The sequence below is a fragment of the Chryseobacterium sp. FR054 genome (genome assembly GCF_056844565.1).
In genome coordinates, this window is the sequence record NZ_JBXDSA010000001.1 from 774,213 (window position 1) to 787,775 (window position 13,563).

Consider the following 13,563-nt stretch of genomic DNA (forward strand, 5'->3'; position numbering starts at 1 on the left):
ATGGATATGAGCATAACATACCCTATACCTCTAAAAAAGAGGTATGAAAACGGGTGATCATCATGTTAAATGGAAAATAGAAATGGCGGTGGTCTTGACCTCAGCAACAGGCATGATAAATTTTCACATTTCCACAAGTATTCTGTTTTAAGTGCTTCCGATTGAAAAAAAAGCTTGGTAAAATCTATTTCTGAAGAAAACAGACAAAAACCCAGTTTCTTTAGCTGTATATTAGAATTGCCTATAACAGCATTTATATTTTCTGTTTTACTGAAGCTAAATTCCTCTTCAACAGATAATCTATAAAATATTTCCTGCACAATGTTGTGGTGGAAATTTTTGTATTCTCTGTCTGTTATTCCTGAATTTACAGAGTGACTTTTTTTACTTACCTGCCGCTTTGGTTTTATGTAAATAATCTCTGCCACGGTATATCTTTCTAAATGAGATACAGGCGTACCTTTATGAATATATATTTTAGCCTTTTCTTTCAAAGATTCAGTATCGGAAGATTTCTCAGAATTCACATAAACAGAAGATTCTTCTCTATAGAACAATATATCTTCTCCCACGTACAATTGTGCATTTCCTCTTTCCATTGAAAGCATGCCGAAAAACAGAACGCCTACCATATCCCATAAGTTACAGGAAGGTATTTTTATTCTTACGCAAGCTTTACAAAAATGATACATTATTTTCTGAACAGATGGCATATTTTCATCTGTAAAATCAGTACAAACTTACTGCGCTTATTTATCAGAAAAATGAATGTAGTTTTGCGAAATCGGGAATGTGATGAACAAAAAAATCCATGATTTTCGGAAAATAGAAATTATAACAAACTACACGTCAGCAACATAGATATATTATGCAATAAATATCATTTTCAAATTATTATATGTCGATTTTCCGAATTTCAAGATTATAAAATTCATAAGAATTGATTTAATTACTCCGTTCTGAGCGTTTTCAGATATTCTGAAGGCTTCTTTCCTGTATAAGAAATGAATGCCCCACTAAAAGAACCATGAGACGAAAAGCCTGACTTTTCCGCTAAATGACTTATTTTAAATTTTCTAAATTCAGGGTTGCTGTCCAGCTGCTCTACTATATATTCAATTCTGAGATCATTAATGTATTGCGTAAAGCTTTTATTTTTATATTTCTTTATTGTAGCCGACAGGTACTTATTATTACACTGGAACTTATTTGAAAGTGCATACAATGAAATTTCAGGATCAATAAAATCTTTCTGCTGCTCAAATCCTGTCAGTTTATTTAATATCTGAATCTCTGTGTCCTTGTTGATATTGATTTCTTGCTGAGTTTCTTTTTTAGTCCTAGCTTTTTTCTTCTTTATAACCAATCCGATAATACATAACAATAAAATAATACATCCGCCTACTAAAAACCATATCCTTTTTGTCAGATCAGTATTTTCGCCGGAAATTTTATTTTCAATTTTTGAAACAGCAGCTTTCCCCGCTTTAGACCGCTCCCTATACATATCCTGATAAAGCTGTGTATAATAAAGTGCGTTTTTATCGTCTTTTAAAGCCGTATAACTTTCGGAAAGTCTGCCCAGAATTTCCATTTTTTTCTCATAGAATTCATCTCCTTTGCAATAGCTGAGTGCTTTTTTATAATTAAGTACTGCCTCTTCATATTTTCCTTCTTCAGAAAATAAAAATCCTTTCTGATGGTATAGATAAATCAAATGCATAGGGCTGCCGGTATCTATCAGTTCCAATGCTTTTTGTAAATAGATATGCGCTGAATCATACTTTCCTATCCTTGAATAGGAATAGCTTAAATTGGTATAAGCAGAAGGAAGAAGCTCTTTTTTACGTACATTATTTGCTACTGAATTATAAGCATTTATGGCCTTATGCCCCACATCAATCTTTTTTTGCTGTTCCTTTTCATCATCAAATAAAAGCAACATCGAGCTGTAAACCATGCCCCTTGTAGTATAAGTTTCGTCATTTTTTTGTCCTTCCAGTAAAGTCAATGCGCTAACGAATGTTTTTTCAGCTTTATCCCTGAGCCCTAGTCTAGCATATTCTGTTCCTAAAAGCCTTAATCCCAATGCTTCTCCTTCTCTATATCTGATTTTTTTTGCCAGTTGTATTGCCGTATTAGAATAATAAAGACAAGAATCTGAGTTTCCAGTGTGATAATAAGCAAAGCCAATAGTATTGTAACTTTTTACTGCTAGTTTTAAGTCATCAGCCTGAATAGCTTTTTTTGTCAAGGTTTTTCCTTTTTTAATCACAGATTCAGGGGAGATATTCAATTCTTTCTTTAAGTTTTCATATTCGTTGGACAAACTTTTAGCAGTCTTTTGTGCGAATATGTTGATCACAAAAAAGTAAAAAAGCACAGCATAAAATTTTTTCATAGTGTTTGAAACATAAATTTATTACATGAAATCATCATACAGAGGGTTATATGATTTAAAATATAAAAAGTGAACTAATTTAATTATAATTAAATTAGTTGTGAAAAAAATTATCTAATAAATACTATAATATTAAGTTTGTTTAAACTTTTATTTTTGACCACAAAGGTGTAAAAAAGCTTTTTTGGTTTAGATTTATTAATAAGTCTGAACAGGCTTAATAACTAAATATTGAGATACATTTTTTTATAAAAGGTTGAAACGGTAATTGAATACTTATAGAAAGAGATCTATATAAATACGCGGTAAAGTGTTTATTGCATACAGATTTACTCTTCATCATCCAAGTATCTGCTATCAACATGGACCCAGTTTTCGTTAACTACACCTCTTCTCAATTAATCTCACATCATAGCATTAAAAACGTCATAAAAATGCCATAATTATTTTGAAGTATATTCTAAATAACTTCCATTGCGTTAAAAAACATGAGAGCAGACTCAATGAATCTGCTCTTATAATGATCGAAAAGAAGAAATCATCTAAATACCTATTCCATTTTACAGTCTCATCTTTCTGTGCAATTCAACTTAGAGCATTACTTTGTTTGATCCCCTTATTGCAGATTAAATGTATTTTTGCAGGAATTTAATAAGATTAATTAACAATGAAGAATTTAAAATTAGTGGCTTTCGTGCTAGCTGTTCCTTTTCTATCCATCGCGCAATCAAAAACTGATTTTTCTAGATTATATATGGAAGATCTGTATAAATCAGGAAGTAAAATACGAACCATATTACCTAGTGACACTCAATTTGATGATCTTCACGCAGTCGGAAAATCAATAGCCGATGCCAGGATAGTGCTGTTGGGAGAACCCAGCCACGGGGATGGCGGGTCTATTTCAATGAAAACAAGATTGGTAAAATACCTTCATGAGATGAAAGGATTCGATGTTCTTTTGTTTGAAGCGGATTTGTATGCGATTATGTTTGATCTCGCAAATTTAAAAGATCCTTCAAGTATCGCTCTTTCATCTAAAGAAAACATCTACACCTGCTGGTCTGAAAGCAATACCAGTCAGGATCTGTGGAACTATTATACTGCCGAATTAGCGGGTAAGAATCCCATAAAAATTGGAGGCTTTGATCCCCGCCATGCTGGAAAGTTTTCCAAAACAAAACTAATTGAAAATTTGGCAGGACTGTTGAAAACTGTCGATTATGACACTGAATCCAAAACCTATCAGTCTTTTACAAAAGACCTTGAATATATTTTACAAAACGAGTTCCGTTCAAAGAAAGACGACGTTAATGCTTCAAATTTTCATTCTGAATTAAATATGATTGAAGAAGTTGTCCTGTTCAACACGAAAGAAGTTAAGCAACGTCAGTTATGGCTGATCGAGATCAACAACATCAGGAACCTATTTGGTTTACTGATCGAAGGTAAGGACAGGGACGCCATGATGGCAAAGAACTTCATCTTTCTCGCAAAATATATTTTTCCTGACCAGAAAATTATGGTCTGGTCTCACAACAATCACAATGTTCTGGATGTGAATGTGTATGCTTCGTTTGATAAAGATTTTGCGAACAAATGGTATGAGAACAACACCTATAAAGGCTTTACTTACTTTGGAAGTGATATTTTTAGAATGTTTGGAGATCAGGTATACTCATTAGCGATAACATCAGGCACCGGCAATTTTTCCCCGAATTTTTTTGGAAATGATTACTTCCATGCAGATTTCACGAAAACAGCAAAAGTGCCTAAATCAGGGGACACTTCTCTGGAATGGTATTTAAATAGCAAAAAAAATAATGTACTCTTTATGCCGTTACCCAAAGCACAGGGCAAGCCAAGTGGATATCCTTGGTTCCCCGCAAGACTGCTTGATTTAGGCTTTGAAGCAAAAATGGATTATACTTCCGCTTTCAATGGTATAATATATATTGATAAAACCTTTGACCTCACCGGTCAATAAAGTGATTTAAAAACTTGGGTTAGATCTGTTTTGAAATTAAATGAGGTGACCATTAAAGAGGCTACCTCTTTTTACAATTCGGCTGCCAAACTTTACTGTTATCATGATTTTGTCAGAGCATTTCACTTCAATTAGACAATTGCTGAAGCATAGGAATTAAATGAGCCTTACAGAAAAACAAAATGAGCCTTACGGCAAAGTATGATCGAAACAAAATTTCTAAATTTGTCCGTTCATTATATCAGCAGGCTATGAATGTAGAGCAAGAAGATAAATACGACACGTTAAGCTATTCGGGAATTTTCCTTTCGTGCTTTTCCGAATATGGCGCACACTGTGTACACTCCAAACCCGAACACGTTTTGGTATATATCTATTCGGGCGAGCAGGTTATTGTTGACAGGAATAAAAAGACCATAATAAAGGCGGGAGAATGTGCATTCATCAGGAGAGATAACCGTCTGCAAATGTTCAAAAACAGTAAAGGCGCAGATTTCTACAAAGGTATTTCGCTGACGTTTCAACGTAATGTTTTGCGGGAGTTTTATAGCAAGATGAATAAAGCTCAGATACCTAAAGATGTGCCTATATCAGACAAAAAAGTTTTCAAGCTAAAGCCAAGCCCTGCGATTGAAAGTTTGTTTCACTCCCTTACTCCATATTTCGACAGCAATGTAAAACCAACAGAGGGCGTAACACATTTAAAACTATTGGAGGGCATTTACGCTTTGCTCAACAATTCAGGAGTATTTTACCCGATACTTTTCGACTTTGCCGACCCGTGGAAAATTGACCTTTTAGAGTTCCTGAATGAAAATTATATGCAGGAGCTTTCAATGGAACAAATAGCGGCATTTACTGGGCGAAGTTTGGCAACGTTCAAAAGGGATTTTAAAAAGATAAGCAGCCTCACACCGCAAAAATGGCTCATCAATAAACGTCTGGAAATGGCTTACATCAAACTTAAAGAAGAAAAGAAAAAAGTACAGGAAGTTTATACGGAAGTTGGCTTTAAAAACCTTTCCCACTTTTCTACTGCATTTAAAAAGCAATACGGCATCCCACCGACAGAAATATAAAATTGAGCCTTACAGAAAAGTAATTTGAGCCTTACAGCAAAACCGTTGTAAGGCTTTGTTTTTACCTTTGTACTATAAAATGTTAGGCAATGGAAATAGAAACGACAGATATATTTGAACGGTTACGTAATGGGGAAAGCGTACCATTCAGCGACCCACAATATTCCAAAATAGGACAAGCCTGTTACGATACAAAGAAATTATTGCTTCAAATGAACGGCACAGCCGAGCCGCACGAAGTGAGAAGTTTATTAAGCCAAATTACAGGAAACGGGATTGACGAAACCACAACCGTATTTACACCGCTATACATCAACTACGGTCGGCATACCCAAATAGGCAAAAACGTATTTATCAACTTCGATTGCGTGTTTCTTGATTTGGGCGGTATCACTATTGAAGATAACGTACTGATAGCTCCAAAGGTCAGCCTGCTGTCCGAGGGACACCCCGTAACACCCGGAACCAGGGCGACACTGACCACCGGGCATATCCACATCAAAAAGAATGCTTGGATTGGCGCAGGTGCTACCGTTATGCAAGGCGTAACCATTGGCGAAAATGCCATAGTAGCCGCAGGTGCGGTCGTTTCAAAAGATGTTCCCGATAATACGATTGTAGGCGGTATTCCTGCGAAAATTATTAAGTCAATTTTAAATAGAGAGATATGAGAAGATTATCAGTTTTAGCAGTAATAAGCCTGATGTTTTTAGGGCAATCCTGCAAACAGCATACAAACAATAAAAATTCAGATAAAATGAATGATACAGCAACAGTAGAACACTATACGTTTGAGTTGAGCGATAAAGTAACCCGCCAAAAAGTAACCTTTAAAAATCGCTACGGCATCACTTTATCCGGCGATTTATACACCCCGAAAAATCCCGGCAGCGAGCCACTGGCGGCACTTGCCATTAGTGGACCATTCGGGGCTGTGAAAGAACAATCTTCGGGATTGTACGCTAATCAGATGGCCGAGCGTGGGTTCATCGCATTGGCTTTCGACCCGTCTTACACTGGCGAGAGTGGCGGTGAACCCCGTGCCGTTGCTTCGCCTGATATTAATACCGAGGATTTCAGCTCTGCAGTAGATTATCTCGGCATACAGAAAAACATAGACCGCAAGAAAATAGGCATCATCGGTATTTGTGGTTTTGGTGGTTTTGCCTTAAATGCTACTGCCATTGACAAACGTGTGAAAGCCGTTGCTGTTACCAGTATGTACGATATGACGAGGGTAATGTCTAAAGGTTATAATGATGCCGTTACATTGGAGCAACGTACAAAAACATTGGAGCAGTTGGGAGAACAGCGTTGGAAAGATGTCGAAGCAGGAACATTCCAACCTGGAGCGATATTAAATCCTGAAAAGCTGAAAGGTGACGAACCGCAATTTGTAAAAGAATACCACGACTATTACCGTACACCAAGAGGCTTTCACGAGCGTTCCCTTAACTCAACAGGTGCGTGGAATGCCACCAATGCGTTGTCGTTTATGAATATGCCGATATTGACGTACATCAAAGAGATTTCGCCAAGACCGCTTTTAATCATCGCAGGAGAAAAAGCGCACTCCCGTTATTTCAGTGAAGATGCTTATAAAGCAGCAGCAGAACCAAAGGAGCTAATGATTATCCCGAATGCTGTCCACGTTGATTTGTATGACAAGGTTGATGTTATTCCCTTCGGTAAGTTGGAAACATTCTTTAAAGACAATTTGAAGTAAAATGGTAGCTATGAAACATCCTTTTTTAATGGTTGTGGCCTTTATGACAATGATGGTATGCAGTGCTTCGTCCTGCGATAAGAATGATAATAATAACCCCGAAAACACTACCCCTATGGCTAACGGTAAAATCAAAATAAAGGTAGGTTCACAAATCTTTACAGCTATATTGTTAGACAACAATTCGGCAAAAGCCTTCAAGGAAATGCTGCCTTTAACCATCAATATGGTGGAGTTGAACAATAATGAGAAATACTATGATTTGCCGAACAGCCTGCCGGCTAATTCATCCAATCCCGGAACTATTAAAAACGGGGATTTAATGTTGTATGGCTCAAAAACATTGGTGCTTTTTTACAAGAACTTTTCAACATCGTACAGCTACACAAAGTTAGGTGCGGTAAATGATGTAACTGGTTTGGCATCGGCATTGGGATCAGGGAATGTGACCGTTACTTTTGAAATAGGATAAAATATCCGATAACCATTGAAATTTTATTGGGGATAGAACTCTTTGGTTTAAAATTTGTAAATTGTAGATGGAACAATTAAAAATAATCAATTATGAAAAAGATCTTATTTACCTTGTCTCTAGGAATTGTTTTGATAAGCTGTAATAACAGCAGCAAAAATAATACAGATGCGCCAAAAGATTCGGTTGCCCAAAGTACAGATACTGAAAAAGAAGCAACCCTGTTCGGAAAAGACTGGAAGCTCACAGAATTAGACAATGCCCCGATTAAAATCGATACTGCCTTCAAAAAGGAACCAATGATTTCTTTCAACAAGGAAACAGGAAAACTTGAAGGAAATGGCGGATGCAACGGATTTGGCGGCAGTTACAAGCTCGAAGGTGAAAATGGTATTGAAGTTTCGCTTACCGGAGCAACAATGATGGCCTGCCCGAATCTGGAGGTAGAGACTAAATTCATGGATGTTTTAAAACAAGTCAAGCAATACAGTATTAGTGGCAATACCCTGGAACTAAAGGATAAAGATCAAAAGATTACGGCAAAATTAGAAGTTAAGTAATCAGTCCATTAACATCAGGTATATCTTAACCGCTTTTTAAATGAGACTGGCCAAATAAGTCGGTCTCATTTTTGTAGCAAGTAATTGAAAATATTCAGCATTTACTTCTTGTTTAAATTGTAGTCCAACGCTAAATCCTCCTTCCCATAAGGTTTTCTCCAAAAGACCTCAATATTGCTTTCTTATTTTCGTCAATCTTCATCTTATCCAACATTTCAAAGGCTATGAAAGTATATCTCTCAATCTCTTTTTGGGTTACACATGGGATGTCATACTTTTGATATAATTTTCTTACTGTTTCTATTTTATCAAAGTTATCTTCAAGCCTTATGGCATATAGTGCCCTTAACTGTTCTTTTTCGTCCGCGGTTGCGAGTTCAAGGACCTTCAGGTATAGATAGGTTTTTTTATTGGCAATAATATCACCATTCAAGATTCTACCAAAGGTTGGAGTATCCCCAAAAATATCGAGATAATCGTCCTGCAATTGAAATGCCAGCCCTACATTAAGCCCAAAGTCATAAATTAGATCGCAATCTTCCACCGAAGCCTGCGCGATAATCGCACCAATTTTCATTGCTGTCGCAATGAGTACGGCCGTTTTACATTGAATCATTTTTAGATATTCTGAAACAGTAACATCAAGCCGATCTTCAAAAGCAACATCATAGGCCTGCCCTTCGAAAATTTCCATTCCCATTTTATTAATTACTTTAATCAGCTTCATGGCAGTATCCGGATCATATTCCTCCAGATAGCGGTATGTCAGAATAACCATTGCATCCCCGGAAAGAATAGCAGTGTTATTATCCCATTTTGTATGAACGGTTGGTTTTCCCCTACGAATAGGATCATTATCTATAATGTCGTCATGTACCAATGTAGAGTTATGGAAAATTTCAATGGCCAGAGCGGCAGGTAAAGCTGATTTATAGTCTGTCCCAAAAATTTCTGATGTTACTAATGTCAGTACAGGCCGGATTCGTTTTCCACCCAACAATAAAATATAGGATATTGGATCATATAGTTCTTTGGGTTCTTTATCTATAATTTGGCTTTCCAGATATTTAATAAAGAAATCGGTGTATTTATTAAATGGATTCATAAATTAAATGATATTGATTAGGGGGCTCTTCTTAATATTTGTTCTTCTTTATGTTTTTTGCGTGATTATTATTGGAAGAATCTAAATTACCCAAGGATTTGCCGATAAACCAGCATGAATACTATTCAGCCAATGAGTCACTTATAGCATGTTTATCCTGCATTAATTTCAAGAATTAGCTGAAGAGATGATTAAAAACAAATCGTATAACCTAAAAGATATTATTTGCCAAAAATATTTTGTAGTTTTTCAAATACTATCTTATCAACGGGTAAGGTAAACGGATTTTCTGATGAAATATCACACCAACTTACCTTTTTAATATATTCAATTTTAATTTCCAATTCTTCTAAATTTAGGATATCCACCAAGTAATAAATACAGAATATTTGCTTATTATCGTTTATCAGAGAGGTTTGGAATGAATCCTGAGTGTAAAAGTGATCGATGATTTTAATCTTTAAATTCAGTTCCTCATCGAATTCTCTGTGCAGACAATCTATTGTTCCTTCTCCATATTCCAATCCTCCACCAGGAAATTTTGTCAATATAGTATCAATATGAGCGTAAGCTTCCGTTAAGACGAAAATTTTATTATCTCTTATGCATATTGCGTAAATCCTAATGTTAAACCCGTTCATTTTTTATTTAATAAATCCACTAAAAAACTAAATTGTACGACGTTACTAAAATGAATATGAAGATCTGTCGGAACTAGAAACTAAGCAATTATTTCCTAAACGAACCCAATATTAAATAACATTTTTAACAGTCTCACTTAAGCATAAATACAGGAAAGTCTAAATGAAGTAATTTAAAAAGAAAAAAACCGGTCGTTAAGAATTATTAATTAATAACATATTATAAATATAGATATATTCGCTTCCATTTTGTAACTGTATTTCTGCTCAATTTGAAATATTCAGCTAATTCACTATTATTTAAGTTATGCTTTCGCTGAAAGTCTAAGATTTGCAGTATATCAGATTTAGAATAAGAACGATGTTTTTGATTCGCATTGTTTCCTTTGTCTTTAATGTTGAAAACTAACTGATTTAATTTCAAAATATCCATCACAGATAAGTTTTCCTTTTTAAGCAGTACATAAGCGTCAGCTTTTCTTTCAGGAAACTTTTTATCCAGTATATCCATGTAAATTTGTTTGTAATCTGGTCTGTCTGCTGTATTCATTAATAAATTTCTATTTTTAAATTAACTTTGCACATGAAATCTCTAGTTATCAAACACTTATAAGTATCTTAGAGACAGGTATATTTTAGTGGTCTATCTGCTCATAATGCAGGACTCATTTTTAATCCTGCATTTGAACTCACTATTCTATAAAATTCTATGGGTAAATTTTATTTCATGTGTTTTTCTGGCATCGGTTTTTTAATGCATTATATTCTTAGTTAGATACTTTATACATGAAGAAAGAGCCCTCACTTCCAGATAATAATCCAAGACCCAGTAATCCACCCAACCGGGTATCAAAAGTGATTTGATCTCCGGCATTAAATTGATAAATAGTGTTGATCTCAGTATTAGAAATTACAACACTTAGAAGACCTATAAGTGCCACATTTAAACGCACACCTGAAAATGCTTTCGAATCTATAGGCGAACCATTTTTATTAATTCTTACACCGGCAAACCCACCTCCTGTTAGGTCCAGCAAATTTAAATTCGCACCCGTACCATAACGAAAGTAAAATCCCACAGCATAGATGCCACTTTCCTGTATAGTAATTGTTCCATTTGCATCTATTGGATTAGCAGCCCCATTGTAAAATATATTTGCACCAGTAGGATTAAAATTTAATCTTTGGTAGTCTTCTAATAGGGTAAGATTTAATATGCCTTGTCCATTTCCTACCATAGCTTTGAATGCCGTACTGTTCTTCCCATTAAGCATTTTCTGCCATAAATTTGCAGTAGAATCGAAATAGTAATAACCAGGCAAATCTATATTGGCGCGTTGACCATTTCTGTTTCCTCCACTAACGTCAGTAATATAAATCATAGTTCCCTGTTGAGCAGCCCCATACACTGCTGTACTATTGCTTAGTTCTGTCCTCGTTATTCTTGGGGCTTGTATGCCAACATGCTTATTCTGATCTATGACACCGGAAGCATCACGGGCTGCATACACATCAAATGTTGAGCTTGGAGTACTTGTATTAATACCAACTTGACCATTTAGTAGGCATTGAAAAAGTAGGCAAATGCCAATTAAATTCGTTTTCATATTAAGCATTTTGTAATTTTAAATATATTTATATGTGATATTTTTAATTATAAAGACATAATTAGAACATATAATTCACGATAATCACATTTGATTACAAAATTATCAAAAATTAGTGAAAAAAGATTATATAAATACGAAGTAAAATGACATAAAAAAACACAACTGTGTGAAAAAAAATAACAGAAAATAACTATAATCCCTGCCTCTAATCTGTTTTTTTATATTTACTGAGCCATTTATAAAGAGTTGTTTTTGGTATTCTGTAACGTTCCATAACTTCATTTTTAGTCATTTTACCAGTTTCTATTTCCTCAATAATATACTGGATAATTTCAGTTGTATAAATGTTTTTTCTGAATTGAGGCATTTTAGATTTAATAGAAGTCGAATCCTTATTTATATTTGTAGACGGAGAGTAAAGAATAAGATGATGAGAGTAGACTCTGAAAAAATCATACTCCAGTAATTTACTCCATTTAAGTAGAATGTCTGTAGAAAGGTCTATTTTTAAGTACATCTGCGCGACTTCGTCATCAGTACATTTAAAAAAATTACCAATTCGGGAAGTACATAATCCGGTTTCCTCAACTCTTTGTTTAATTAAGGCGCCAATATGAATGTTTTTATAATTCATAATAAACTGCTAAATGGTGAATAATAATAAAATGTTTCAAAATTTGATATACACAAATACCCTATCCCAACTAAGGATTTTATGTTGTCACTTAAATGTGATTTCCTGAACTGAAGGGGTGTTAGTCCCGTATGCTTTTTAAAGAATTTAATAAGATGATTTGCTTCTTTGAATCCTAATTCATAGGCAACTTCATTGATATGGACATTCTTATATATTAAGCTTCTTTTTATTTTTAAGATTAACTGCTCTGAGAACCAGAGATAAGGAGTCTTGTTTTCTATTTTTTTAAAAGCATTTTCAATAGTTCTAACACTTAAGCCCAGATTGGCAGCGTATTTTTTTATTGTATTTTCTTTACTCGTATTATTATTGACTAAGTTTTTGAATTTTGAAACGATAAGTCTTTCTTTTTGAATGCTCAGATTGTCAATATAGGGATGAAAAATATTATCAAGAATTAGCAGTATACTAAATAAATAATTATTAAGTACTTGTTGCTGCTTAGGATAGCAATGTGTATCTAGTTCTTGTTCAATTAGATCAAAAAGCACAAGCAATTCATCATATCTTGCAGAAACATCAAAATATGACATCTCCGCAACATTATTGAGCAATAGAGAATTGTATAGAAACTGAAAATGAATATCGTTAAGGCAAAAAAAATCCTCAGTAAAAATTAAAATTTTACCCGAATAGGAAACCGGTTCATGAAATTGGCTGATTTGATTTTTTGAACCTATTAATATATGTTTTGGCCGGACTTCAAAAGTATGATTATCAAGAGAATGATGACCTATTCCTTCTTCAAATAAGTGTATTGCATAAAATGATATTTTATGGGGTACAATTATATTAGCTCCACGCAACGCTACTACATCATTTACGGATTTGCAATTAATATTTAGTTTACTATTGGAGTGATGTATAAAAGGCTCTATTGGGAATTTATTCATATAATCTTTTCATTCGTACTCTTATTTTCTCGGTATGCTAATAATTGGAAAACTACGAGAATAAGAAGGCATATTACCTAGTGTATTTCTATCGAACAATTTTAAACAAATAGCTCGTAGAACTCAGTGCATAAAAACACAATAAAATGATATAAAAGTAAAATAGCACTAATTTAGATTTCTTAGAAATTATTATTTTTCTATTCAAAAATCAATAGTACTTTCTATTTTTTCTAGGAAATATGGGCAGTATGCTTTTTTTAGACAAGTTTAAGGTTTAGATTAAAAGGTTCACAATAAAATACAATAATCTAAATTCTTCCTTCAGGCAATAAAGTGCAGCTTAGCTTAAGCAAAAACTGATAATGTATGTAATTTTACTATATAGGCAT

At 34.3% G+C, this 13,563-nt stretch carries 14 protein-coding genes; 6 read left to right on the forward strand and 8 right to left on the reverse strand.

Going from position 1 to position 13,563, the window contains the following annotated elements; all coding sequences use genetic code 11:
* Positions 1-65 precede the first annotated feature (65 nt).
* Together AC106S_RS03845 and AC106S_RS03850 are read right to left on the reverse strand one after the other, a co-directional pair.
* A complete protein-coding gene (locus AC106S_RS03845; protein ID WP_482437812.1) occupies positions 66-713 on the reverse strand; it encodes a hypothetical protein in 648 nt (215 codons plus the stop codon).
* Between the two features lie 236 nt (positions 714-949).
* The gene (locus AC106S_RS03850) at positions 950-2,275 is read right to left on the reverse strand and encodes a helix-turn-helix domain-containing protein (RefSeq protein WP_482437813.1); all 1,326 of its coding nucleotides are present in this window, start codon (positions 2,273-2,275) and stop codon (positions 950-952) included.
* A 793-nt stretch (positions 2,276-3,068) separates the two neighbouring features.
* On the opposite strand from AC106S_RS03850, the gene AC106S_RS03855 reads away from it, so the two are divergent.
* The 6 genes from AC106S_RS03855 to AC106S_RS03880 all read left to right on the forward strand — a co-directional run bounded on the left by AC106S_RS03855 (position 3,069) and on the right by AC106S_RS03880 (position 8,225).
* Complete coding sequence (locus AC106S_RS03855) at positions 3,069-4,388, forward strand: erythromycin esterase family protein (protein ID WP_482437814.1); 1,320 nt, start codon at positions 3,069-3,071, stop codon at positions 4,386-4,388.
* A gap of 251 nt (positions 4,389-4,639) precedes the next feature.
* Entirely contained in the window at positions 4,640-5,467 is an 828-nt protein-coding gene (locus tag AC106S_RS03860) for a helix-turn-helix domain-containing protein (protein WP_482437815.1), read from the forward strand.
* 89 nt (positions 5,468-5,556) lie between these two features.
* A complete protein-coding gene (locus AC106S_RS03865; RefSeq protein WP_482437816.1) occupies positions 5,557-6,138 on the forward strand; it encodes a sugar O-acetyltransferase in 582 nt (193 codons plus the stop codon).
* Positions 6,135-7,193, forward strand: coding sequence for an alpha/beta hydrolase (locus AC106S_RS03870; RefSeq protein WP_482437817.1), 1,059 nt, complete (start codon positions 6,135-6,137; stop codon positions 7,191-7,193). Before AC106S_RS03865 ends, AC106S_RS03870 begins: the two co-directional genes overlap by 4 nt.
* Positions 7,194-7,203: 10 nt before the next feature.
* On the forward strand, positions 7,204-7,665 hold the full coding sequence (locus tag AC106S_RS03875) for a cyclophilin-like fold protein (RefSeq protein WP_482437818.1): 462 nt from the start codon (positions 7,204-7,206) through the stop codon (positions 7,663-7,665).
* Between the two features lie 92 nt (positions 7,666-7,757).
* Positions 7,758-8,225 carry an META domain-containing protein gene (locus AC106S_RS03880; RefSeq protein WP_482437819.1) on the forward strand — a complete coding sequence of 156 codons (468 nt, stop codon included), beginning with the start codon at positions 7,758-7,760 and terminating at the stop codon, positions 8,223-8,225.
* A gap of 130 nt (positions 8,226-8,355) precedes the next feature.
* On the opposite strand, the gene AC106S_RS03885 is transcribed toward AC106S_RS03880, so the two are convergent.
* The 6 genes from AC106S_RS03885 to AC106S_RS03910 form a co-directional block, all read right to left on the reverse strand.
* A complete protein-coding gene (locus tag AC106S_RS03885) occupies positions 8,356-9,330 on the reverse strand; it encodes a polyprenyl synthetase family protein (RefSeq protein WP_482437820.1) in 975 nt (324 codons plus the stop codon).
* A gap of 221 nt (positions 9,331-9,551) precedes the next feature.
* Positions 9,552-9,971: an NUDIX domain-containing protein gene (locus AC106S_RS03890; protein ID WP_482437821.1), complete on the reverse strand. Its 420-nt coding sequence runs from the start codon at positions 9,969-9,971 to the stop codon at positions 9,552-9,554.
* 220 nt (positions 9,972-10,191) lie between these two features.
* Positions 10,192-10,521 carry a helix-turn-helix domain-containing protein gene (locus AC106S_RS03895; protein WP_482437822.1) on the reverse strand — a complete coding sequence of 110 codons (330 nt, stop codon included), beginning with the start codon at positions 10,519-10,521 and terminating at the stop codon, positions 10,192-10,194.
* A 217-nt stretch (positions 10,522-10,738) separates the two neighbouring features.
* Positions 10,739-11,578, reverse strand: a complete 840-nt coding sequence (locus tag AC106S_RS03900; protein WP_482437823.1) for a hypothetical protein — start codon at positions 11,576-11,578, stop codon at positions 10,739-10,741.
* A 208-nt stretch (positions 11,579-11,786) separates the two neighbouring features.
* Positions 11,787-12,215 (reverse strand): transposase, encoded by a 429-nt coding sequence (locus tag AC106S_RS03905; protein ID WP_482437824.1) that lies wholly within the window; start codon positions 12,213-12,215, stop codon positions 11,787-11,789.
* Positions 12,212-13,171, reverse strand: coding sequence for a helix-turn-helix domain-containing protein (locus AC106S_RS03910; protein ID WP_482437825.1), 960 nt, complete (start codon positions 13,169-13,171; stop codon positions 12,212-12,214). The genes AC106S_RS03905 and AC106S_RS03910 overlap by 4 nt, the downstream gene beginning before the upstream one ends.
* Positions 13,172-13,563: the final 392 nt, after the last annotated feature.